This is a genomic window from Flectobacillus roseus (genome assembly GCF_030056595.1).
Taxonomy (GTDB): Bacteria; Bacteroidota; Bacteroidia; order Cytophagales; family Spirosomataceae; genus Flectobacillus; species Flectobacillus roseus.
This window is the reverse complement of the sequence record NZ_JASHIF010000003.1, coordinates 22145-46918: the sequence shown is the minus strand read 5'-3', so window position 1 is coordinate 46918 and position 24774 is coordinate 22145. Positions and strand designations below refer to the sequence as shown.

Below are 24774 nucleotides of genomic sequence, written 5' to 3'. Positions count from 1 at the left end.
GGAAAATTTGCGTATATGTTAGTAGAAAAATTTGATACTTTTTCTGGACATCGCGACTGCGTGTATGCCTTGGAAAAAGGAAATAGCCACAACCAGTTTTTTTCATCGGGAGGTGATGGCTTGGTTGTGCGTTGGAATGTAAACCAACCAGATACTGGAGAATTATTTGCTAAGATTCCAACATCTGTATATGCTCTAGCGTTTGATGAAAAACGCAATCACTTGTGGATTGGGCAAAACTTCGATGGTATTCAGGTTTTGGATATCATGAATAAAAAAGAAATAGGTTCATTAAAGATAACAAACACTTCTATTTTCGTTATAAAATTGTTTGATAATCAGGCTTTTGTAGGTCTATCTGATGGTACTATTGTCGTGATAGATATGGAATTGTTGTCTATACGCAAACACATAAAAGCTTCAGATAAGAGTGTTAGAACTATTGATTTTAATCCAGTAACCCAAGAAATTGCAGTTGGCTATAGTGATTTTACGGTTAAAATATTTGATTTAACCGATTTTTCATTGAAATTAGTAGTTGAAGCGCATACAAACTCAGTGTTTACGGTTAAGTATTCTCCTGATTATAAATTTCTGTTAACTGGAGGGAGAGATGCGCATCTGAAAATTTGGAATGTTTCCGAAAATTATCAACTTCAACAGGATATTGTCGCTCATTTGTTTGCCATAAATGATATTTGCTTTCATCCCGATTTACCGCTTTTTGCTACATGTAGCATGGACAAATCGATAAAAGTTTGGGACAGCGAAAGCTTTAAACTGAAAAAGGTAATTGACAAAGCTCGCCATGCTAGTCATGGGACCTCGGTTAACAAGCTTCTTTGGTTAAAAGAATCTTCATTTTTAATTTCTGGCTCCGACGATAGAAATGTCTCTGTTTGGAAAATTGCATAGACTAGATATTTAGCTATTCCTTTGTGGGATGTAGTTTATAAACCAAAAACTATTTGCCGCAATAAAAATAAAAGATATATGAGAATTACTCCTTTAGAAATTAGACAACATACCTTCGATAAAAGTTTTCGTGGCTATGACACCGAATCGGTTGACGCTTTTTTACTTTCGCTTTCTCAAGAATGGGAGAGAGTTGCAGAAGAGGTAAGGGTGACTAAACAATTACTTGATAAAGCCGAGCAAGAGGTCACTCGTGTGAAGGAGATAGAGTCTAGCCTTTTCAAGACTATTAAAGTTGCAGAGGAAGCTCAAAAAGAAATTAATGAAAAAGCTCATCTGGAAGCCTCAAAGATAATTGATGATGCAAGACTTACTGCTGAAAAAATTATCGAAGAAGCAAAAGCCGAAGCCTTGCAGATTGAGGAAGACGCCAAACGTCAATCTAATATTGCCGTTGCTGATGCTGAAGCTCGTGCAGCCTTTTTGGTTGAAGAAGCTGACTCTAAATTGATTACATTCGAAAGAGACACGAAGTCTCTCGAAAAATACAAAGATCTTTTGGTCTTAGAGTTGAAGAAATTTGCGACAGATACACTAGATAAAATTTCGAAATTTGAAGAGCGTACAACAATTTCTGCCGAAGTAGATACTATTCAGCCAGAAGAAATTGTCTCAGTTGTAACTGAACCAAGCGCTATTGTGGAAGAGTCAACGGAAGTTTATACAGAAAAAGAAGAACTGTTAACTACCACCGAAAGCCTCGCTCAAGAAGTTGATCTTTTTGATGAAGAAGAAGGCGAACTTCCAACCGTATCTTCTGTTTTGCAAGATGAGCATGAAGTATCAGCTTTTTCAAGTGAAGAAAAACTTCCATCTTTATCTTCAATTCTGGAGAGTGAAGCAGATGTCATCGATAATCCATTACTGGAGAGTTTGATCCAACAACCAGAATCTACAGAAGTTACTGAATCTGAATCAACTATCGAAGCAGTTTCGGAAGTAAACGAAACAATCGAAGAAAATAAGGAGGCTGTTACTGAAGAGATTATTTCAAATGAGGAGAATACTGAAGAAAGTTCGCAGGCTAAGGATCCTTATAAGTTCATTAAGAAAATTAAAAAAACTGGCGATACCAAAGGGCTTCCTACGGTATCATCTGTTATGGAAGAATTGAAGAAGGATAACCCTGGTGGAATTGCCAATGGGGGAGGTTCTTTCTTTGATGCTTTTTAAAAAAGAATACAAAACAATTTTCATAGAGTCAGGTAGCACAACTGCCTGACTCTTTATATTTTTGGTCAAATTAAATTATCATTTTAAATGGGAACTATTGAATTAGAAGGACTTGAGTTTTTTGCCTATCATGGATACTATGAAGAAGAACGTAAAATTGGTAATCGTTATCAAATAGATGTAAAAATATCTGTTGATTTTTCGTCCGCTGCGCAAAATGATAAGCTAAAAGATACGGTCAACTACGAAGATTTGTATAAAATTATTGCAGGAGTCATGCAAACAAAATCTAAATTGTTGGAGCATGTAGGTCAATTAATTATAGATGAAATCCGTAAAATTTATCCTAATGTTCAGCAAGTGCAGGTGGCAGTTTCTAAATTTAACCCACCAATTGGAGGTGTTTGCACTCGTGCAAAAGTTACCGTAATCGGCTGATTTGCATAAAAACTTGCTTATATTTGTTTATTTATTTATCAAAAGTAATTCACCTCTATGGCTCATCAAGTAACAATCAAGGATATCGCCAAGCATTTGAATATTTCAGTTGCTACAGTTTCTCGGGCACTGAGAGATATGCCTGATATCAAACCTGAAACCCGTCAGGCTGTTCTTGATTTGGCAAAAGAATGGGACTATCAACCCAATGTTCTAGCTACAAGTTTAGTAAAAAGTAGAACTAAGACCTTAGGTGTTATAGTGCCTGACTTAGGGTATCATTTTTTCTCATCTGTTATAAAAGGTATCGAGGCAGAGGCCTTGTATAGAGGCTATACTTTACTATTGACGCAAACAGGTGAAAGCTATGAGCGGGAGTTGGTAAACTTACAGACCTTATCAAGAGGGCAAGTGGAAGGTTTTATTATTTCGCTTTCTCAGGAAACTTCAAATTATGACCATATTAATAGACTTATTAGAAAAGGTATTCCCATTGTTTTTTTTGATAGGGATGCTGTAGGGATAGATGTTTCTAAAGTGATGGTCGATAATGTTGGTGCAGCCTATGAGGCTGTTATTCATCTTTATCAAAATGGTTGTCGGGAAATTGCTTTCCTTGCAGGTCCGAGAAGTGTCACGGTGAGCAATCAACGAATCGAAGGATACAGAAAGGCTCTTCAAGATTTGAATATTCCTTTTAAGGATGAGCTAATTGTGCATGGGGAATATAATTTAGATAAAGCAATTGCCTTGACTCATGGATTGATGAATCTAACCGATAGACCAGATGGCTTGGTTGTAGTAAGTGATAGATTGGCAGTAGGCTCCATGATGGCGTTGCGTTCAAAAGGGATATCAGTTCCTGATGATGTATCAGTAGTAAGTTTTAATGACGAACCTATTTGCAGTTTTCTAACGCCAACACTTTCTAGCGTTGCACAACCGACTACTGAAATTGGTCGTATCGCAACTTCCTTATTGATTAACCAAATAGAAGATGGACAAGAATTTTATAAGCCACAAGTTCGAGTTTTAAAAACACATCTTGTGATTCGAGAATCCTCAAGAAGAAAATAAGTAAAAAACGTACTTGAATAAAGTACGTTTTTTTGTTTTTTGACTAAAATAGTCGATTCTGAGCAAAAAAACGATTATTTTGCAAGTGGCTGATTTTCAGATGTTTGTGTAATATTGGTAATTCTAAGGTTATTAAAAAAGGCTATTTTTAGCCCAGATTTTGGGTAAAAATAGCCTTTTTTAGGGGTTTGAAGCGCCTGAGAATCGTGTAAAATACTAAAAATAGACCTTATGGTGGTTCATTTGAGTCTCATGCGATTGTCAGGCCTTAGCATTTTTGAATAGGAGCGAGGGCTTATTAGGCTTCATCTTCATAAGAAATTCCAATCGTTTCTAAATCATCCACTCCCAATTCAGAAGGTTCAATAAGAATTTTTAATGATTTTGTACCTGCGTCACTTTTCCATTCTTCAGCGGCATCATCCATGATTGTTAAGAGAATTTCTCTTAGCTCATCATTTTCGTCTGCCAAGAAATCATCATAATTTCTGAATACAATAAAAATTTCATTTTGAGCCAACCAAGACAAATCATTTAACATTTCGTCGAAGGCATCAAGGTTTGAGCCAAAATCTGAAGGGAACTGTAGTTGTTTTGATATCGTAGTATAAAATTGTTCGATAGTCAAATTTTCCTCGCCATCCACATAAACTAAAACTTGACTTACATTTGGCACTAACACACAAAGCTCACTCAATATTTTAAAATTTGCCATGATTTGATTTACTGGTTTGTTTAGAATTTGGAATTATTTGAAAACTTCTGTAATGGTCGTTTGTATAATATGCTTTTCCGTCTGAGCCTGTAACAATTCTTTCTGTACCTCGATTTTTGCCTTCTACTTTTGGATTTACATCCCACTCTTGGTACTGAATCTTCCGACCTTCTTCATCTTCTTGCGGTAATAACTTTTCATAATTACCAAACTTTCTGCCGCCTACATAACCTTCGATTGGCTTACCACTAGATTTTATATGCGACAGAACCTCATACACTTTACTTGGAATGTCGCCATTGGACTTAATTTGGTCAGCATTATTTTGACTGTTATTGTCCTTTTTCTTTTTGTGTTTCTTCTTTCTGAAATCATTCTGTTTCTCAACGCGATGAATACTTTCTGAGAAATACGTTGCATAGCTTTGCCAATTAAATCCTACCAGCAGGGCAAAGACCAATAGCAAATACTGAATCTTGGTTTTTAACATAAAACTTTATTGGTTAATTGTTTTAGCAATGAATGATAGAACCTTTCATTGCTACTTTATAGATGTAAATCTACAAAAATTAGTCATTTATTTAAGATTCATAAAATCAAAATTATCTTAAGTAAAAACAACTACTCAAATTACTGAAAATCAAGCTTGAAATAGAGGTATAAAATTTTTAGCTTCAATATAGTGTTCTATAATCGTTGTTTATTAGGATGATAGATAGTTGAAATTTGGATACTGAAGTCGGTTTTAGAGTTAATTTACCTTTTAAGTATCTTAAGGTAATTTTAAGCTCAGTTTTAGAAAAATTAGAAACCAATTAAAATCAATGTACCAGTGATATACTAACTGGTCTGATATTTGCAAACCCCCGAAAAATTCACGAAATTTGTATATATAGGCTAATTTTTGGCATTTAGTTTATCTCAACATCTACTAAACTTTCCAATATTATCCATGATTAATAAGGAATGAAAGGTGAAAACAGAAATAACTATTGAATTTCATTCCCGAAATACATAATCAAAGAATATGTCAGATCAAATTAGTAACATTATCCCCATCAACATTGAAGACGAAATGCGGGGAGCGTACATTGACTATTCAATGTCCGTAATTGTATCCCGTGCATTACCTGACGTCCGCGACGGCTTGAAACCAGTACACCGCCGTGTGCTATTTGGAATGGATGAGCTAGGCGTCAATTATAATAAAGCTTATAAGAAATCAGCTCGTATTGTAGGAGAGGTGCTTGGTAAGTATCACCCACATGGTGACTCATCAGTTTATGATACCATGGTTCGTATGGCTCAAGAGTGGTCTTTACGTTATCCATTGGTAGACGGTCAAGGTAACTTCGGTTCAATTGATGGTGACTCACCGGCTGCAATGCGTTATACTGAAGCTCGTTTAAAGCGTATCGCTGAAGAGCTATTGGGAGATATCAATAAGGAGACTGTTGATTTTCAACCAAACTTTGACGATTCACTTGAAGAGCCTACAGTTCTCCCTGCAAAAATCCCTAACCTTTTGTTGAATGGTACTTCTGGTATCGCAGTAGGTATGGCTACTAACATGGCTCCTCATAATTTGAGTGAAGTTGTGGATGGTATCACTGCTTACATCAACAATAGAGATATCACGATTCCTGAATTGATGGAGTATATCAAGGCTCCAGATTTCCCGACTGGTGGTACTATCTATGGTGTTCAGGGTATTAAGAATGCTTTCGAAACTGGTCGTGGTCGTGTGGTGGTTCGTGGAAATGCAACTTTCGAAACTTCTAAAACTGGTAAAGAGCAAATTATTGTTTCTGAAATTCCATACATGGTAAACAAAGCTGCCTTGATCAAACAATGCGCAGATTTGGTAAATGATAAGAGAATTGAAGGTATTTCTGAGATTCGCGATGAATCTGACCGTCAGGGGATGCGTGTGGTTTTTGATTTAAAACGTGACGCTGTTCCAAACGTTGTATTGAATAACCTGTACAAACATACTGCTCTTCAATCTTCATTCAGTGTTAATAACGTTGCCTTGGTAAAAGGTCGCCCAATGACATTGAATTTGAAAGATTTGATTCATTATTTTGTTGAGCACCGTAATGAGGTAATCGTTCGCCGTACACAGTACGATTTGAAAGAAGCTCAGAAGCGTGCACACATTTTGCAAGGATTTATTATTGCACTAGACAATCTTGATGCTGTTATCAAGTTGATTCGTGAATCTCGCGATCCAAATACAGCACAAGCTGGATTGATGCAATCATTTAACCTCTCTGAAATTCAGGCAAAAGCAATTCTTGAGATGCGTCTCCAACGCCTTACAGGTATGGAACGCGACAAGATTATGGCTGAATACGAAGAGATTCAAAAGCAAATCAAAGACTTAGAAGATATCTTGGCTCGTCCTGAAAGACAGTTAGAAATTATCAAGATAGAATTGACAGAAATCAAAGAACGTTATGGAGATGAGCGTCGTACGCAAATTAACATGACAGACGATGAGTTCTCTGTTGAGGATATGATTGCTGATGATGAAATGTTGATTACAGTTTCGGCACAAGGCTATATCAAACGTACTCCTTTGGTTGAGTACAAAGCTCAAAGTCGTGGTGGTGTAGGTTCTCGTGCTGTAGCTACCAAAGACGATGATTATACTGAGCATTTGTTTACTGCAACTATGCACAACTGGCTTTTATTCTTTACTGAAAAAGGTAAATGTTTCTGGTTGCGCGTATATGCAGTTCCTGAAGGTTCGAAAAATGCCAAAGGTCGTCCAGTACAAAACTTAATGAATATCGAGAGTGGAGATTCAATTCGCTCAGTTATTAATGTGAAGTCTATTACGGATGCTGATTATATCAACAATAACTTTATCGTAATGTGTACAGAGGATGGTACAATCAAGAAGACATCTCTTGAAGCGTATTCTCGTCCTCGTCAAAACGGTATTATTGCTGTAACAATCCGTGAAGGAGATAGATTATTGGATGTAGCTTTGACAAATGGCAACAACCATATTATTATCGCTACTAACTCAGGTCGTGCAGTTCACTTTGAAGAAAACCGTGTTCGTCCGATGGGTCGTTCAGCGGCTGGTGTGAAAGGTATCTGGCTTGATGAAGAAAACCCTAATGAAAAAGTTATTGGCATGGTTTGCGTAGAAAGTCCTGAGACTCAGCAGTTATTGGTGGTTTCAGAAAAAGGCTTTGGTAAACGTTCAGATGTTGAGGAATATCGTTTGACAAACCGTGGTGGTAAGGGTGTGAAAGCCTTGAATATCACTGACAAAACTGGAAACCTAGTAGCCATCAAGGATGTTACTGACAATGATGATTTGATGATTATCACAAAAGCTGGTATCTTGATTCGAATTGCGGTAGCAGACTTAAGAGTAATGGGCAGAAATACACAAGGTGTGAAGTTAATTCGTTTGAAAAACGAGTCTGACGAGATTTCATCTGTTACTAAAATTGTAAAAGATCCAGAGGAGATTCAAGAGACTGATTCTGATGCAGTTATCAATGATGAATCAGACGATACTGCTTCGGCAGAGTAATAAATTTAGATAGCTAGGGTAGGATAGAAGCAATTCAAAATCCCCCTAGCTATTTATTTTCTTAGTACAACTTTGGCTTTTTGCCAAAATAGCATTACTATTAACTGCTATTTCATTTTTTTAATCAAACCATTTACCAAACAATGAGAAAACTCACATTTGCTCTTTTCGCTGTTGCTGCAACTGGAGGAGCATCGTATGCCCAAACAGACAAATTGCTTCTGGAGGCAAACCGCAAAACAATCTTAGATGCAAAAAAGAAAGTAGACGAAGCGATTACTAAAAAAGATTCATTAAAAGCAAAGACTTGGTTGACAAGAGCAGAAGCTTATCTTGACTTGGCAAACTCACAAGATGCAGAATTAACGAATCAAGTTCCTAATGCTGGATTTATTGCTGTTGAATCTTTAAAGAAAGCAATTTCATTGGATGTTGTAAACGGTAAAGAGGGATCAACTGCTGCTGCTGCAAAGAAATACTTATCAGTTGCTTATAATAAAGAAGGTAAAGCAGAAGGTGAAGGTATGAAATTGTACGGTGCGTTTATGAACGCAGGTATCGCTAAATACCAGTCTAAAGATTACTCAGGTGCATTGAAAGATCTTCAAATGGCATCAGAAATTGGCTCAAAAGATACTACTGCGGCAATGTATACAGGTATCATTGGTCAAATGGCAAAAGAAAATGACGCTGCAAAAGTTGGTTTCGAAAAATTTATTTCATTAGGAGGTAAAGATCCAGGTATTTACTACAGCTTGGCTCAAATCTATAAAGATGAGAAAAACGAAGATAAAGCATTAGCTACTTTGGAAAAGGGTATTTCAATTAACCCAGCTAACAAAGATTTGAAGAACGAGAAAATCAATATGTATTTGGCGTTCAAGAAAATTGATTCTGCGATTTCTGAATTATCTGCTGTAGTTGAAAAAGATCCAAGTAATGTTCAAACGGTATTAAACTTGGCGATTTTATTCGATAACAAAGCAGAACAGTACAATGCTGAAATTCGCGAAGTTAAAGAGAAATTAGCTGAATTTGACGTAGAAGGAGTGAAGAAGAAAGTTGCTGCTCAAAAAGATAAAGTAGATGCTTTTGAATCTGAAATCAAACGTTTGACAGATAAAATCAAGAAAGACCCTAAATCAGCAGTAAATACAAAGAAACAAATTGCTGAAATCACAAAGCAGAGAGATGCTGAGAAAGTAGAGCTTGACAATTTGAACGCTGAACTAGCTAAAAAATCTGCTAATGCAGGTAATGCAGCTGAGTTGAATGCTAAAATCGCTGCTTTGCAAGAAAAACAAAAAGCTGCTAAAGCTAGTGCCTTGGCTAATTATGACAAAGCTCTAAAAGTAGATCCAAATAACTACGATGTTAACTATAACTTAGGTGTAATTGCTTTCAATGAGGCAGTTATCTTAAACAAGAAAGTAGGTGATATGGGTATGGACGAGTACAAGAAAGATGGAAAAGCTGCTGAGGCTACTAGAGATGACAAATTCAAAGAAGCATTGAAGTACTTCGAAAAAGCATATTCTTTGAAGAAAGAGGAAGATGTGAAAGAAAACCTTAAGCAATTGTACCGTGTATTGAAAATGGAAGATAAATTGAAAGAATTAGGTGAGTAATTCAATCATTTATAAGAGTATCAAAAAAGCCTGACGAAAAATCGTCGGGCTTTTTTGTTGTCTAGTAATATAGCTAAATAGGTAGGTTTTATTATAGACTGTAAATTGCCTAAAGTTCTATTTAACATAATATAAATTATAAAACATTCATTTTTATTTCTAAATCTATCAATTTCTGCACTTTATCGGGGTACAGGCTGTTTTACTATGTTGGTAATATGATGGTCTCAATTCTCTTAAGCCCTCTCAATATAACACCAACAAAATCTTTATTTTATGAGTTAAAAAGCACCTTTTAACGATATTTTGAAGGCGTTTAGATTTAAATAAAAATGCGGTATTCGAAACCATCTAAAGATCGTTCTCAAATAAACGATTCTCAGGGGCTTCAAATACCGCATATATTTGGCTTCTGTGCGATTTATTTACTCAGAATGGCTTCGAGGTTCGCTGGAGAATAATTGATTGATTTAAGAATCTTATTATCAGATTTTCTATACACCAAGTATTGCTCACCGTCTGGTTCGATAAATGCTTCTGTACCATCTTTTTCAAAATAGAATTTTACAGTTGCTTCAGCTTCTTCAATCGTTTGGCAAGCCTTACTCATATTTGAGCGCTGTACTTCGTTAAACAATTCAACAAATTTATTTCCAAGTCCAAACTCAAGAACCGCACCAGATAATACATATTGAATATCACATAGCGCATCAGCGATTTCTACAATATCATTATTTCTGATACCATCTTCTAATTCCTTCAACTCTTCAGCTATCAAACTTACACGTAGCTTACTTCTATCTTCAGATGGTACTTGTGGCGTATCCAGAATCGGCGCTTTGAAAGTTTTATGAAATGCAGCAACCTGGTTCAACGAATCTAACTTTTCCATTTATACTTATCGTTTTTAATTATATGGCTTCCCTCATGGGTCTTTAATACAATGCAATTTAAGCAATCATTGCCAAAAGTCCTTCATTATTCTATTTCTTCATAATATTATATATACTTAGCCATAAATAAATCCTTTATTTGATTTGATATGTCTGTAATTCTACGTAAAAACTAAATATTCCTCTTTTGTTGTAACAATTTGTGTGTCAGTCACTTATATATCCACGTGGAACGTTTTTGAAATATTACTAGGTTTCACGGAATAATACTAAATTATATCGTGAGAATCGAAGGTAAGCTAATGACTTGTTTATCAATTAATTGTTGGTGTAGGATAGGAAAGGACGTAAATTGAAGGGGATAATTTATTCAACCAAGAGTAGGAATGAGTACAGAACAGAGGTAGAGATAAGTAAAGTTGATTGATGGAGAGAAGAAAACATCGAGTCGAGTCGGAGCGAAAAAATTAACCCCTTCCCTCCTATATTTAATTAAAAATAAAAGAAATCACTCCTACTCTTTCTGAAATTTTGAATTTAAGCCCCTATTTTCATCTCTCAATGCTAGCATTGAATATCCAAAAAACGCCTCCCCTATCGCCTAAAAAACGTGTATAATGCCCTATTTTGGGTGATTTGTAACTACAAAAACGAGTTATAAATATGTTTTTTAGCTCTTGTTTTTAAACCTATTTCGATTATTTATTCATGGAATAGGATCGGATTCAAACGGGAGAGCATCCTCGGAAAGCTGCTCAAGCATTGAGTAAGTGGAGAAATCAAAATCTGCTTAGATAGCGGGCACCATCTTCCGAGTTTTTGCATTTAGAGGGTAATATAATTGGGGAATATATCCTATTATCACTTAAAAGTAGGTGGATTAGTGCGAACGCTGAAAGTAAAAAGCAACTAATTGCTAGGTACTAATGCATGAGCTACACAGCATCATGTAAAATCTTTATCAGGATATCTAATTCTGAGGAATTCAAACTTTAGCTAAACACAGTGTTGAGAAAATGACTATTATAGGTTAGTAAAGGCATAAACCTTGGGTTAGGATGCTTATAAATAAGATAAAGTAATGTAGAAGGAATAGCAATTTTGCACCGATTTTGTAAGAAATCATCTGATCATATCCATTTCATAGGAATAAGTCAGAGTCTTTATTTGGAATGTTTCGCAAAATAAAGACCTTAAAATATGGATTTCGGAACTGACTTTTACTAAAAAACAAACTATGATTTCTTAATTTTTCTTGAAAGGAAGACTAGTCTTTTACTTCGTATAAATAGATAGAATAGACCTATTTTTAATGAATTCCGGGCCAAATATGCTTGGAATTTATCTAAATTTCTAGGCTATAATCGATATATTTTGGCGCATATTTGTACAATTAGGCTTAAAATTCTCTCCTTATTTCGTCAAAATAGCCTACGATTTTGCATTTCAAATTGGTAAAAGAGATGCTTTCTGTGCCATTTTTTGCATACAAAATAGGTAACTATGCCCTAATTTAAAGTAGGATAATAATACATTTCTGTACATGCATTTAACCATTTGGGAGCCAGTTTACATGAAAAACAGATAGAACTAACTTTATAATTAGATGTTTTCTCTCCTTATTTTATAGAAGGTATGAGTCTTGGTAAGGAAGATATTTTTAAGGTAATGTAGGTAAGAAAGTTTAAAAGCATACTCAAAGTGAATAAATATTCATCATTAAGTGTGCTTAAGTATAAGTACTATTTCTCTTAATTCTTGCTAAAATTGCCTCTCAATACCTCTAAAATATTCAGAAATAAAGATAAGATTTCAGGCTCCGAAATTGTATTATTTAGAGGGGATTCAAAGTAGAGAAGTCATTTACAACAAATGATATATTATAAGTAATTAGAGAAAGTATCTTAGGTTCAAACTACAACTACGGCTGTATACTTCACTTGTAAAAGTACAAAAAAAGAGACGGGATAAACCCGTCTCTACATTGGCTTGCTTTCCATAAATGTTCCGTCTGTATAGAAAATAACAATACGTTCAATTTTCTTTCCTGTGGGTTCTGGAGCCACCGAAATTGGTGGAGTAACAGGATTAGATGGCACTTCTGGGCGTTCGACCTTACGTCTGAGATTTTGTTGTATAATCCTATCCTCAGGCACCATAAATTTATTCGATTCTCGTGCGTTAGAGTTCTCTCTCAATTGAGGCGTAACTTGCTGAAATACAGGAGATTGTTGGCTATTTATGGCCTGGTTATCATAGGGCGTTTCTGTGTCAAAAAGTAGCCAATCTCGATTGATATCAGGAAAAACCCTTAAAATCTTCTGAATAATGTCTAAACTGGGCTTATTTCTACCCGAAAGGATATGAGAAATGCTACTTCTTTGGACTCCGATAGCGTCTGCAAAGAAACTTGGAGACATTCCTTTATCTACTATTATTTGCTCTATTTTTTTATTTAAATCCATATTACTAGTGTAAATCATTTGCTGTTTTATGTAAATTTACATTTTTGTTTACAAATATAAATAGACTAATTTGATTTACAAATGTATTTACAATATTAAATAGTTACAAAAGTAAAATACCTTCATTGTGGAATTGAATCTTCCCTTCTTTCAATAAACCGCCTACAGCTTTCTTAAAATCCTTCTTTGACATTTGTAAACTAGCGTAAATTACCTCTGGCGCTGTTTTATCATTCAATTCTAAGTATTTGTCGTTCTCAGAAAGAGCATTTAATAATGTAATTTTACATTCTTCAATTCTGTCAAATCCGATAATTTCCAATGTTAAATCGATTTTGCCATCCTCTCTTACCTTTTTGATGTATGCACTTTGTAAACTACCCATGTTTACATTTTTAAATAATTCATTTTTGTAAAGTACCCCTTGACAATTGTTTTCAATCAAACATTTAATACCTAAGTCGGTGTATTCGTAAGGAAGAATTGAAACCTTCTGGCCTTCTGTAAACGAGATTTTTTCGCTTGGTAGGAAACGATCAATCTTTGCTGAAGCCACAATCCGCTCCGTTTGAGTATCTATATATATGTAGACCAAATATTTTCTTCCTACGGCCATCTTATGAGATTGTTCGCCAAAAGGGACTAAAAGATCTTTGACCAAACCCCAGTCTAGAAATACGCCTAATTGATTAACATCTTTTACGGTCAAATAAGCAAATTCACCCACTTGTGCAAATGGTTTCATGGTAGTAGCAATAAGCCTATCCTCAGAATCTCTGTAGAGAAACACATCTATGAAATCTCCTATTTTTGTACCCTCAGGAATATAAGAACGAGGGATTAGAATTTCCTCATCACCACCGTCCAAATACATACCAAATTCTAGCTCCTTGATCACCTCTAGATTATTGTATTTTCCTAAGGCAATTTCTACTCTCTGTTTTTCCATTTTGTTAATTGATTTGTTGAATTCATTTCTATTTACAAAAATGCAATATCTCTGTTAGAATCCCTAATGATAGAATAAATTACACATTCTCCTAACCTATTCTTTCTCAATATTTTATCTTGTATATACAAGATTGTTTTGCGTTTTTTATTCATGTATATACAAGTTGTATTTTGTTGATTTTCAGATAATTAAGAAAGCTGTCTTGAAATGAGCTTGTGTATAAGTAATTCTTCTGTAAATTCCAGTCACAATACTTTTAGGTCATCAAGTAGACAAGAACAATTATTCAGTTGCTCTTGCTCCTACTCGAGACTTTACAAACAAACTAATTACAATTACTCAGACTGATATTAAATATGAAAAACATTGCTGTAATAGGTGCTGGAACAATGGGAAATGGAATAGCACATTCTTTTGCTCAAAATGGTTTTAAAGTAGCTCTTGTGGATACAAACGAAGAGGTTTTAGGAAATGCTCTGAAGACTATTCAACAAAACCTTGAGAGACAAGTCAAAAAAGGCCTAATAACTCCCGAAATTCAATCGAAAACTATCTTATTGATTGAATCCTTTACTTCTATTGAGAAAGCCGTTCAGAAGGCAGATTTAGTGGTAGAAGCAGTCTCTGAAGCCCTACTCTGAAGAAATCTATATTTCAGGAATTAGATAAACAATGCCCTGAAGCCTGTATACTCGCCACAAATACCTCTTCTATCTCTATAACACAGATAGCGTCTTATACCCAACGCCCGGATAAGGTTATAGGAATGCATTTTATGAATCCAGTACCTGTCATGAAACTAGTTGAAATCATTAAGGGCTATTCGACAAGCGAAGAAACATATCAAGCAGTACATGCATATACAAAAGCTTTGGATAAGATACCTGTGGTTGTTAATGATTACCCAGGGTTTATCGCAAACAGAATTTTGATGCCAATGATTAATGAGGCGATTATAAGTTTATTTGAAGGAGTGGCAGGTGTGGCTGAAATAGATGCTATCATGAAGCTTGGAATGGCGCATCCGATGGGACCTTTGCAACTAGCTGATTTTATAGGTCTGGACACTTGCCTTTCGATTTTGAAAGTATTGTATGATGGATTTAAGAATCCGAAATACGCTCCTTGTCCCCTATTGGTGAATATGGTGCAAGCTGGAAAACTAGGAGTAAAAAGTGGAGAAGGCTTTTATTCGTACGCTAAAGGCTCAAAAGAAGCCGAAGTGTCACAACGCTTCAGGTAGCTATTAATAAGGCTTTACATCTCATAAAAAGGTATAAAAAAAGGGCTTGCTATCACTAGCGAGCCCTTTCAATTTATATACTTCTCTCCTATTCTTAAACAGCTACGTTGTTTTCACGTAGAGCAGCATTTAAGGAAGTTTTCAAATCTGTACTTTCTTTACGTTTGCCAATAATCAAGGCACATGGTACATTGTAATCACCTGAAGGGAATCGTTTGGTGTATCCGCCTGGAATTACAACACAGTTTTCAGGAACATATCCAATATACTCAACTGGCTCGGGTCCGGTTACATCAATGATTTTAGAAGAACCTGTAATTGTTACACCCGCACCTAATACCGCTCTTTTACCAATGTGTGCACCTTCAACCACAATACATCTTGATCCGATGAATGCGCCATCTTCAATGATTACTGGGGCAGCTTGAGGTGGTTCTAATACGCCACCAATACCAACTCCACCACTAAGGTGAACATCTTTACCGATTTGTGCACAACTTCCTACTGTAGCCCAAGTATCCACCATTGTTCCAGAATCAACGTAAGCACCAATGTTTACGTAAGAAGGCATCATGATTACTCCTTTAGCTAAATATGCTCCATAACGAGCTACTGCAGGAGGAACTACACGTACACCTAGACCAGCGTAGTCAGTTTTCAATTTCATCTTATCGTGGAATTCAAAGATTCCTACTTCTTGTACTTCCATTTTACGAATTGGGAAATACATTACGATAGCTTTTTTTACCCAGTCGTTAACAGTCCAAGAACCATCTTCGTTTGGTTGAGCTGTACGAAGTTGTCCTTTGTCAACTTGCTCTACAACGTATTCGATTGCTTGTATTGTTTCAGGAGTTGAGCGGAGGCTAGTATCGTCCCAAGCCTTCTCGATAATTTCTTTTACGTTTTCCATTGAATACTGTGAATAAATACATTTTTAATTCAGGCACAAAGAAAACATATTTAACCGACACAGACACTATATACGTGGAGGAAAATCAGATTTTGAGGGTGATTTTTAAGAGTAAAAAGTAGAGTTATTTGAATAAAAAAACTGGATTTTATGAGAATTAATAGACGAAAGGGTACTTGAATTTTAACTTGAGGTTAGATATGTTAAATACCTGATTGTGTGAAATTTACAGCATTGTCAAATTGGGTATAATGTTGTAAACAAAATTATATTTGGTGAAATAATTTAGAAAAAATAGACAATAGTGCACCACGAGGAGGCGCAATAAAAATGATGAATAAGAGAAGATTTTTTCTGTAAGGATGAGCAAAAGAATAAGTAATTATTCTTAAACAAAGAAAGGAAAAATAAATGAAAAATCCTAGCTTTTTCTATAATATTTAAGCGAAATCAAGGATTATTATTCTTTAAAAAATGTTAAAAAACTAGTCAGACTTTCAGGTGGAGGACTAAATCTTCAGATGAAAAAGCCATTTTCTCAAGCCACTGATCGTGCTTGAGAACCAAACTTAGTCATCGATTTAAATCAGAATCAGAAAACAGATCTGAAAAAGAAATGACTTTAAGTAAAAAAATCATTGCTCTGTTGTATGAAAATCCTCCATGAAATGGCTACCCTAATTATGAGGAAATCTATTAGTTCTACAGTATATTTTAATCTTTAATATGGTATATGGTTCAAGAAATCCATATCATATGGTTTCTTTTAAAATGAAATAACAAGTCGAAGCGGAGGATGAATTTTGCTTGAACAACCATGACATTCTTGTATGTTATTTTCTAAGCTGATATGAAAGATAAACTTAAATGTTGTTGTGGCGTTTCATTGAAGTATGCCTCTTATTAATCCGAAAATAATGGATCACTCCTAACACTGGTATAATTAAAAAAGTATTTTCTTCCTTTCTACGCTGCAGACCACTCTCTGGTATTCTCATTTGAAAAGCATATTTGTATCATTCAGGTAAATGAAGACATTTGTTTTGTATTCATATATAATAAAAGAGGGCTTACAATTAACCACAGTGAGTTTTAATTGAATTCAAATGTCCTCGCTCCTATTGTTATGGTAAATCAACAGTCTTTTATTTGTCTCATTCATATAACTATACTATGGACTAGATACAGCAAAGCTAAACACTATTATTTTTAGTAATATAATTCAACTTGCTAGTATTTTTGTCAATATATTTAGCTTTTTGCTAATTTTAATAACTATTTACTAATAATTGTATTAAATTTACTAATGGTGCTAATCCAGTCTTTTATCGTTTTTACAGATGTTTTCTTCTTCTTTCTTTGGAAAAAGGTTCTAAATCCAGTATTTTTGTAGAGTGTTTAAACTATTATCCCTTATATAAAAATGGCTAAAATTAAAGTTGCAATTAATGGCTTTGGTCGTATTGGTCGTCTAGCGTACCGTCAAATCTACAACATGCCTGGTATTGACGTTGTTGCTATCAATGACTTAACTAGTCCCTCTACTCTAGCACACTTGTTGAAATATGACAGTGCTCAAGGTAGATTCAACCAAGAAGTTACTTCTACAGAAAATAGCATTATCGTTAACGGTGAGGAAGTAAAAATCTATGCTCAACGTAACCCAGCTGATATCCCTTGGGGAGAGCATGATGTAGATGTAGTTTTAGAATGTACTGGTTTCTTCACAGACAAAGACAAAGCTGCTGCTCACTTACAAGCAGGTGCAAAAAGAGTTATCATCTCTGCTCCTGCTACTGGAGATTTGAAAACAATCGTATTCAACGTTAACCATTTGACATTAGATGGAACGGAGGATGTTATTAGTGCTGCAAGTTGTACAACCAACTGTCTTGCTCCTATGGCAAAAGCGTTAAACGATAACTTCGGTATCTCAATGGGTACAATGACTACAGTTCACGCTTATACTAACGACCAAAATACTTTAGATGCTCCACATCCAAAAGGAGATTTACGTCGTGCTAGAGCTGCTGCTGCTAACATTATCCCAAATAGCACAGGTGCTGCAAAAGCGATCGGTTTAGTATTACCAGAATTGAAAGGTAAATTAGATGGTGGTGCTCAACGTGTTCCTACAATCACAGGTAGTTTAACTGAATTGGTTACTATCTTAGATAAAAAAGTAACTGTTGAAGAAGTTAATGCTGCTGCTAAAGCTGCTGCAAACGAATCATTTGGCTATACTGAGGATGAAATCGTTTCTAGCGATATCATCGGAATTAGCTTTGGTAGCTTATTCGATGCTACTCAAACTAAAGTTATCACTGTTGGTGACCAACAATTAGTGAAAACAGTTAGCTGGTATGACAACGAAATGAGTTATGTAAGCCAATTGGTAAGAACTGTTAAATATTTCGCTGAATTAATCAGTAAATAATTCAACATATTGAAAGGAAAGGAGGCCTAGGTCTCCTTTTTTTTTTGCTTTATTGGTATTTGACAATAAAATCTAACCTTTTGATTCTCAAAACACCTCCTGAGAATCGAGTAAAAAGACCCGCACTAAAACAAGATAAAATACAAAACCCTAGGAACACAAAAAAAGTCCCCACCAATGCAAGGACTTTTTCTACTTTTGTAATTATTTAGGAATTATGCTTAAACTTAGCCAACAAGTAATTGATATTATATCCTTTTTCGGTGAATATCTGCTCAAATCTGGTCTTAATTCCATAGTGACGAGCATTTAGTTCAGAATTGTATAAATCTTTCGTATAAGCCAATTCTTCGACGCCAAACTCTGGGAGAACCTCCAGTGTATAATCAAACAATAGCTCACTATCCGTTTTCAAATGCAATAATCCATCGTTTTGTAAGATTTCTTTATATAATTCTAGAAATCTTGGATTTGTTAAACGTCGCTTTATCCCACTTTTTAACGGTTGAGGATCAGGAAAAGTAATCCATATTTCTGAAATTTCATCTTTTTCAAAGAACTCCAAGAGTTGATGGATTTTAGTTCTAAGAAATGCTACATTTAAAAGACTATTTTCATTAGCAAATTTAGCACCAACAGCAATTCTATCACCTTTGATATCTACACCAATAAAATTCTTTTCTGGAAAAATTTGAGCTAAGCCAACAGTATACTCCCCTTTCCCACAACCAAGCTCTAAAACGATTGGTTGTTTTTTTTCGAACATAATTTCGTTCCACTGACCCTTAATTGTTTCATAAAGTGGTTTTCCTGACTCTAAAACGTTAGAAAGCGCTTTACTAAGCGCAAACCTGTCTGATTTCTTTCTTGACACAGTAAAAATTTGTTATTGAAAATTGATTAAAACTATCTGATAAATAAGAATTTACCTTTAAAATACCTAAAATTAAGTCGCTTGAGAATTAAATGAAAAATATTGGCTGTACCTGTTTCCAATACATTTAATTCTCAGAACCTTCGTTTTGGCCTAAAATATAGAGTTGAAGGAAACATTTCAGATTTGGGATTTATGATTTCGAAAAGAAAGAAACATACCTGTAATTTTTACAAATTCTAAAAGCTAACACTTCCCAAATCAAACATCCTGAATAAAGAGTTTTAAAATACTACATTCATTAATGCGTTACTTCTATAGTTGATGAATTCCTGCTACAACAAAGGTACTCCCTCCTACATATACAAAATCATCTTCATTGGCATGCTGAACGACCCAATCAATTGCCTCATTGACGTCATTGATTACTGACCCCTCCAGTTGGAAGTCTTTGGCCAACTTTTGTAAATCTCTTGCATCTAGTGCTCGAGGAACATCGGCTTGACAAAATACATATTTGGCAGACTTAGGTAGGATGTTCAGAATTCCTTGGATATCCTTATCGCTCACAAATCCTAATACCATCCACAATTGTTGATATTTGTATTTCCCTAGAGTCTCCAAATTTTCTAAAATTCCAGCAAGGTTGTGTCCAGTGTCACAGACGACCGTTGGCTTTTCTTGAAGCAATTGCCATCTACCTTTCAGACCTGTGTTCGTCACAACTTGAGATACTCCCCTTTCCAACGCATTTTTAGAGATAGTAAAACCTCTCGAATTGAGAATATCTATAGCGTTGATAATACCTTTTAGATTATCTATTTGATATTTACCAGTAAGCTGCGATTGTAATTTGATTACTTCTTTATTTTGAATATCAAAGTACTCTATTTTTACACAATTTTCACATACTGAATATTCATTCAATTTGTATCGATCTGATGCAAAGGATATTAACGAAGAAGTAGAGTTAGCCTTATTTTGAAATACTGTATCCGCTTCAGGCTGTCTTTGGGAGATAACAACTGGAATTTCTGGCTTTATGATACCTGCTTTTTCTGTTGCAATAGCTTCAATTGTATTTCCTAAGATGTCTGTATGATCAAAGCTGATATTTGTAATCAATGAAAGCTCAGGTGTGATTACATTTGTTGAATCCAAACGTCCTCCCAAACCTACCTCTATGATAGCAATATCTACGTTTTGAGAGGCAAAATATTCAAAAGCCAACCCAACAGTACATTCGAAAAATGAAGGCCTTAAATCTAATATAAACGACTTATTCCTTTCAACGTAGTCTACAACCTCCTGTTCTGGAATGGGCTGACCATTAATCCTGATTCGCTCGGTAAATGATTTTAGATGTGGCGAAGTGTAAAGACCTGTTTTGTATCCTGCTTCTTGTAAAATTGATGCCAAAAAATGAGAAGAACTTCCTTTTCCATTGGTACCCCCTACATGGATGCTTTTGAATTTTTGTTGAGGATTTCCCAAATACTCACAAATGGCTAAGGTATTTTTTAAGTCCGCTTTGTAGGCTTTTTTACCTTCTCTGTGAAAAACTGGCAATAATTGATAGAGATAGTCAATTGTTTCTTGATAATTCATAATACAAAAAAATAAAGTAGTGCGTTACCGCACTACTTTGATGAAATTCTAAAAGTTATGGTTCCTACCGATATATCAGGTCTTTCTCCTGCGGAAGTCGGACGGAAGGTTAATTTTTGTACGGCTCTTTTATATTTCTGTGTAACTGATGGACTTAAGCTTGATTCGATTGTTTCTACTACTTGTACAACTCCATCTGAATCTACTTTCAGTCTAAATTTAACAATTCCTGTTTCATCTGAGTCATCATTTACTTCTGGCCTACTGTTCCAAGTCCAACCAGCTAGGCTAATAGCTGTACCTGATCCATTTCCACCATTTCCGCCATTGCCACTTCCTGGAGGTACAGGATTATAAGTTCCTCCTTTTACTGTATTTCCGTTTGGCTGACCTTTGTTTCCTACACCTTTTCCATCTCCATCAGAACCACCACCCGTTCTAGGGTCTGTTCCAGAGGTTCCATTTCCACCTGTTCTCACAGGAATGATTGCTCCTTTAATCACTTGCTGTTCAACTGGTTTAGCAGGAGTGGGTTTGGTAACCGGTACGTTGGCTTTCGGATTCTCTTTTGCCTTCTCTACCTTTTTAGTTACTTCTGGCACCTTCACTGGACTAGGTCGGGTACTTTTAATGACTTCTGGTTCTGGGCTTGGTTTGGCTTTAACAGGTTTTACCTTTTCTACAATCGGAGTCGGCTCTTTCTTGGGTAAAGGCTTCACTTCAGCAGGTTTTGAATCGTATTCGTTTTTTGCCTTATTCCCATGGTTTTTGGTATAAACAGAACCACTACCATCTTTGTCTGTTCCAAAATTGACGATAAATCCGCCACCCCCAATTTTTTCCACTTTTTTATTTTCCTCTGCATTCCAAACTGTCACATACCATAACATTATGAATAGTAGTATGTTGATAGCACTGGTAACAATAAAGGCAAATTGCCGATTTTGTTTTTCTTCTTGTTCTAGATTGTAGGTAGACATTCGTTAGCGCTATTATTTTTTTGAAGACTTAAATATCCAAGCAGAAGCTCTTAGTTTCGACTTGATTGTTGCCGACTCTGTATATGCTTCATTTTCATTATTATACGAATTGGCAGATACTTTAATCAACTTTCCTTTTCTTTCTGGTTCAATCACAGAGGCATTCGAAAATCCTTTTGATTGAAGTTCTTTTACAAATTTTTGGGCATTGGCCTCATTGCCAAAACTACCTACAATAACGAAATAATCGCCTTTATTGGTATAAGAAGGGCTATTTTCTTTCAAAACACTAGAATCAGGTTTAACTTGAATAACTCTTGAAGAAGTATCAACCTGAGACTTCGTAACAATCACCGGGGCTGGCACTGGTTTTCTTGCCGTTATACCCACGAAAGGATTCATAGTGCTGAGACTATTTTGCTCCTCGTAAGAAAGGATTCCGATACCTAATAAAACTGCAGTAGCAACACCTGTCATAAATGGTATCAGCTTCTTTATGGTTGCAGCAGTTTTCTTTGAAGTCTTTACGACTCTTTCAGCTGCTCGGTCAGCACCTTTGAAGGCTAACAGTTTAGATTTTGACTCTATTTTTGGAGAGTCAACTTCTTGATTTCTCTTTGGATAGATATTAATCGTACTCAATCCAAAACTGTCAGAACAATAGTTTTGCTCTGCCAAAGGTGTAAATACGAGTTTATTTTCTTTGTTTAATTCAAAGAAACCGATTTTCTCTAAGTAAACTTGTTCTGAATTTCTAAGTCTAAATTTAAGAGCATCCACAAACGCCCTAATTTTTATCGTTGATTCTTCTAGTGAGATACCTTCTGACTTAGCGATAAAATGAGACAATAAGCCATCGTCATTTTTCAAAAGACTGTTGAATGCCACCCAGCGCTTGGCAGGTGAGATAAAATTCAACGAGCGGTCTAGTTTTGCACTTTGGAAGTTGGTAATAAATCCACCAAAGTCTGGAACGACCACACAATCGCGCTCGAATAAAAGCTCCTGAATATAGTGTTGAATTGTTGCCATAGAATTGTCAGAAAATAAAAAATCGTGTAATTATCTTAAAATCAATAACCTGAATTATTGAGAAAAATAATTACACGATCTTAAGAAATTGTGTTACAATTTAAAAAGAAAATGACAATCCTGCAAGGAAGTTGGCACCCTGAACAGGATAATATAAGTATCTTTGGTAATTTTTATTAAAAATATTATTAGCTGAAAGGAATACATCAAATCTTTCACTGATAAAGAAGGTGAATTTCAAGTTTAAATCAAAGATTGGGTTGAGCGTCACCTGCTGATTGGTCTGTCCATTGAGTCCTTTCAATCCTGTAAGCACATAAAAATCGGATGTTACTAGCATTTTTTCTCTAATCAGATACTGATTTGACCATGTAGCTTTGAAAGCAGGACGATGCCAAGCCTCTTTTAGGTTACCGAGATTACTATAAATGTAATAATCCATTAACAAGGATGAACGAAACAATTGTGGAATTTCATAATTGATTTGTCCTGAAAGACTTGTTACATGAACTTTTGTGGTATCGTTAGAATACAAAATTTCAAATTTTGTTGAATCTGTACGAGAATTGTTCAGCACGTAGAAATTTTTGTAGGTAGCATAACTTCCTTTCAACTCACCAGAGAGACCTCCATAGAGATTGGCTTTGACTCCTGCATATATATCAGACAGTTTTCTGGTTGGTTTAAGCGTCTGAAAACGACCTAACCATTGATTTTCCTGAAGAATTGTTGTGAGGTTATTCGCCATAACATCTCCTTCATAACCTGCGTATAGCTTGATTCCATCCATCAACTGATAATCAGCTTTTAGGACAGGGAGTACATAGGTTTCATTTTCGGTAGTTTTTTCCTTGCTATTAGCAAGCATTACCCCCAATGTCACACTAAATAATTCGTCTTTGTATTTAAAGTTAGGAACCAACTTGTACAAATTGCGGTAAGTAGTCAATGAATCCTGAGATTGTGCCAAGACCATCTGTCCATCAAAATTAGCCGAAAGTTTATCTGTCAATGGAAAAGAAGCTGACATTCCTGCATCCCAAAGTAATTCATTTGCTCCTAACTTTGTGAAAAGGTAGGATAATTTTGAACGAAAGACATAATCAATGGGTGAGGTTTTACTTGTGTTAGAAACAGTCCCATCAAAATTGAATTTATTCCATGAGTTAAAAATGGTTTCTTTATCAAATGAATATACCTTAGGTTGGTATCCATAATAATAAAAACCTTTACGTTTCCAACCTAAGGAACCCTCTAGTTTTACAGAGTTAAACTGAGTGCGACTATGCACCTTAATTTGGTTATCCGACTCGCCAGAATAGTTAGCACCTACAGGACCTAATCGATAGGCATTGTGTTTAACATAAATACCATGATAGTTTTCTTCTCCTACGGCAATACCTGCATGCCCTTCGAGGTAAGTATGACCAAAATTCCCGAAACCTGCCCTTATCACATTATTATATTTTGATAATTGGACAGGCGTGACTGGATTTACAGGCATTTGTACCTGATTGGAAATCTCTGTAATTCTTCCATTATTAGGTACTTCAGAAAACAAAAATCTCAAGGGTGGTCTCGGTACCGTATTGGGTGGGGTCACCATTTTTTCGAGTTTCCTCACTGGAGGAGGTACAATAACCTTTTTTTGTTCCTTGGTGACGTTTACTTCTGAATTATCTATTTTCCCTTCTTTTTTCTTATCTTGAGAAACACCCTGAGAGGCAAATCCAAGAAGCATTATGCTGGCCAGAGAAAGTTTTAATGATGTATGATGCATAATAAATGAAAGTCTTTGATTAAGAATAAATTTAG

The 24774-nt window shown here is 35.4% G+C and carries 18 protein-coding genes and 1 pseudogene; 8 read left to right on the top strand and 11 right to left on the bottom strand.

Annotation, left to right across the window (positions count from 1 at the left end):
• Positions 1-15 precede the first annotated feature (15 nt).
• From QM524_RS04500 to QM524_RS04485, 4 genes are all read left to right on the top strand, one after another.
• Positions 16-915, top strand: a complete 900-nt coding sequence (locus tag QM524_RS04500; protein WP_283343668.1) for a WD40 repeat domain-containing protein — start codon at positions 16-18, stop codon at positions 913-915.
• A 78-nt stretch (positions 916-993) separates the two neighbouring features.
• The gene (locus QM524_RS04495; protein WP_283343667.1) at positions 994-2148 is read left to right on the top strand and encodes a DivIVA domain-containing protein; all 1155 of its coding nucleotides are present in this window, start codon (positions 994-996) and stop codon (positions 2146-2148) included.
• An 87-nt stretch (positions 2149-2235) separates the two neighbouring features.
• Positions 2236-2586, top strand: a complete 351-nt coding sequence (gene folB / locus QM524_RS04490; RefSeq protein ID WP_283343666.1) for a dihydroneopterin aldolase — start codon at positions 2236-2238, stop codon at positions 2584-2586.
• 57 nt (positions 2587-2643) lie between these two features.
• Positions 2644-3663: a LacI family DNA-binding transcriptional regulator gene (locus tag QM524_RS04485; protein ID WP_166578181.1), complete on the top strand. Its 1020-nt coding sequence runs from the start codon at positions 2644-2646 to the stop codon at positions 3661-3663.
• A 298-nt stretch (positions 3664-3961) separates the two neighbouring features.
• On the opposite strand, the gene QM524_RS04480 is transcribed toward QM524_RS04485, so the two are convergent.
• Positions 3962-4378, bottom strand: coding sequence for a barstar family protein (locus tag QM524_RS04480; protein WP_283343665.1), 417 nt, complete (start codon positions 4376-4378; stop codon positions 3962-3964).
• The gene (locus tag QM524_RS04475) at positions 4365-4868 is read right to left on the bottom strand and encodes a ribonuclease domain-containing protein (protein WP_283343664.1); all 504 of its coding nucleotides are present in this window, start codon (positions 4866-4868) and stop codon (positions 4365-4367) included. Before QM524_RS04475 ends, QM524_RS04480 begins: the two co-directional genes overlap by 14 nt.
• A 537-nt stretch (positions 4869-5405) precedes the next feature.
• Here QM524_RS04475 and gyrA point away from each other — a divergent pair.
• Entirely contained in the window at positions 5406-7934 is a 2529-nt protein-coding gene (gene gyrA / locus QM524_RS04470; protein WP_283343663.1) for a DNA gyrase subunit A, read from the top strand.
• 143 nt (positions 7935-8077) lie between these two features.
• Positions 8078-9562 carry a tetratricopeptide repeat protein gene (locus tag QM524_RS04465; RefSeq protein ID WP_283343662.1) on the top strand — a complete coding sequence of 495 codons (1485 nt, stop codon included), beginning with the start codon at positions 8078-8080 and terminating at the stop codon, positions 9560-9562.
• Between the two features lie 421 nt (positions 9563-9983).
• Here QM524_RS04465 and QM524_RS04460 read toward each other — a convergent pair whose 3' ends face one another.
• From QM524_RS04460 to QM524_RS04450, 3 genes are all read right to left on the bottom strand, one after another.
• Positions 9984-10454: a pyrophosphohydrolase domain-containing protein gene (locus QM524_RS04460; RefSeq protein WP_166550163.1), complete on the bottom strand. Its 471-nt coding sequence runs from the start codon at positions 10452-10454 to the stop codon at positions 9984-9986.
• A gap of 1980 nt (positions 10455-12434) precedes the next feature.
• Positions 12435-12920 carry a helix-turn-helix domain-containing protein gene (locus tag QM524_RS04455; protein ID WP_095165354.1) on the bottom strand — a complete coding sequence of 162 codons (486 nt, stop codon included), beginning with the start codon at positions 12918-12920 and terminating at the stop codon, positions 12435-12437.
• A gap of 103 nt (positions 12921-13023) precedes the next feature.
• Positions 13024-13869: a CvfB family protein gene (locus QM524_RS04450; RefSeq protein ID WP_283343661.1), complete on the bottom strand. Its 846-nt coding sequence runs from the start codon at positions 13867-13869 to the stop codon at positions 13024-13026.
• Between the two features lie 359 nt (positions 13870-14228).
• On the opposite strand from QM524_RS04450, the pseudogene QM524_RS04445 reads away from it, so the two are divergent.
• Positions 14229-15115, top strand: a pseudogene (locus tag QM524_RS04445) (3-hydroxyacyl-CoA dehydrogenase family protein).
• A gap of 94 nt (positions 15116-15209) precedes the next feature.
• On the opposite strand, the gene QM524_RS04440 reads toward QM524_RS04445, so the two are convergent.
• The gene (locus QM524_RS04440) at positions 15210-16028 is read right to left on the bottom strand and encodes a 2,3,4,5-tetrahydropyridine-2,6-dicarboxylate N-succinyltransferase (protein ID WP_095165347.1); all 819 of its coding nucleotides are present in this window, start codon (positions 16026-16028) and stop codon (positions 15210-15212) included.
• A gap of 1423 nt (positions 16029-17451) precedes the next feature.
• On the opposite strand from QM524_RS04440, the gene gap reads away from it, so the two are divergent.
• The gene (gap, locus tag QM524_RS04435) at positions 17452-18465 is read left to right on the top strand and encodes a type I glyceraldehyde-3-phosphate dehydrogenase (protein ID WP_095165345.1); all 1014 of its coding nucleotides are present in this window, start codon (positions 17452-17454) and stop codon (positions 18463-18465) included.
• 208 nt (positions 18466-18673) lie between these two features.
• Here gap and trmB read toward each other — a convergent pair whose 3' ends face one another.
• The 5 genes from trmB to QM524_RS04410 form a co-directional block, all read right to left on the bottom strand.
• Positions 18674-19339, bottom strand: coding sequence for a tRNA (guanosine(46)-N7)-methyltransferase TrmB (gene trmB, locus QM524_RS04430; RefSeq protein WP_283343660.1), 666 nt, complete (start codon positions 19337-19339; stop codon positions 18674-18676).
• A 315-nt stretch (positions 19340-19654) separates the two neighbouring features.
• Entirely contained in the window at positions 19655-20947 is a 1293-nt protein-coding gene (locus QM524_RS04425; RefSeq protein WP_283343659.1) for a bifunctional folylpolyglutamate synthase/dihydrofolate synthase, read from the bottom strand.
• Between the two features lie 32 nt (positions 20948-20979).
• Positions 20980-21927: a hypothetical protein gene (locus QM524_RS04420; protein WP_283343658.1), complete on the bottom strand. Its 948-nt coding sequence runs from the start codon at positions 21925-21927 to the stop codon at positions 20980-20982.
• A gap of 12 nt (positions 21928-21939) precedes the next feature.
• Complete coding sequence (locus QM524_RS04415; RefSeq protein ID WP_283343657.1) at positions 21940-22959, bottom strand: HU domain-containing protein; 1020 nt, start codon at positions 22957-22959, stop codon at positions 21940-21942.
• 100 nt (positions 22960-23059) lie between these two features.
• Entirely contained in the window at positions 23060-24739 is a 1680-nt protein-coding gene (locus tag QM524_RS04410; protein ID WP_283343656.1) for a TonB-dependent receptor, read from the bottom strand.
• Positions 24740-24774: the final 35 nt, after the last annotated feature.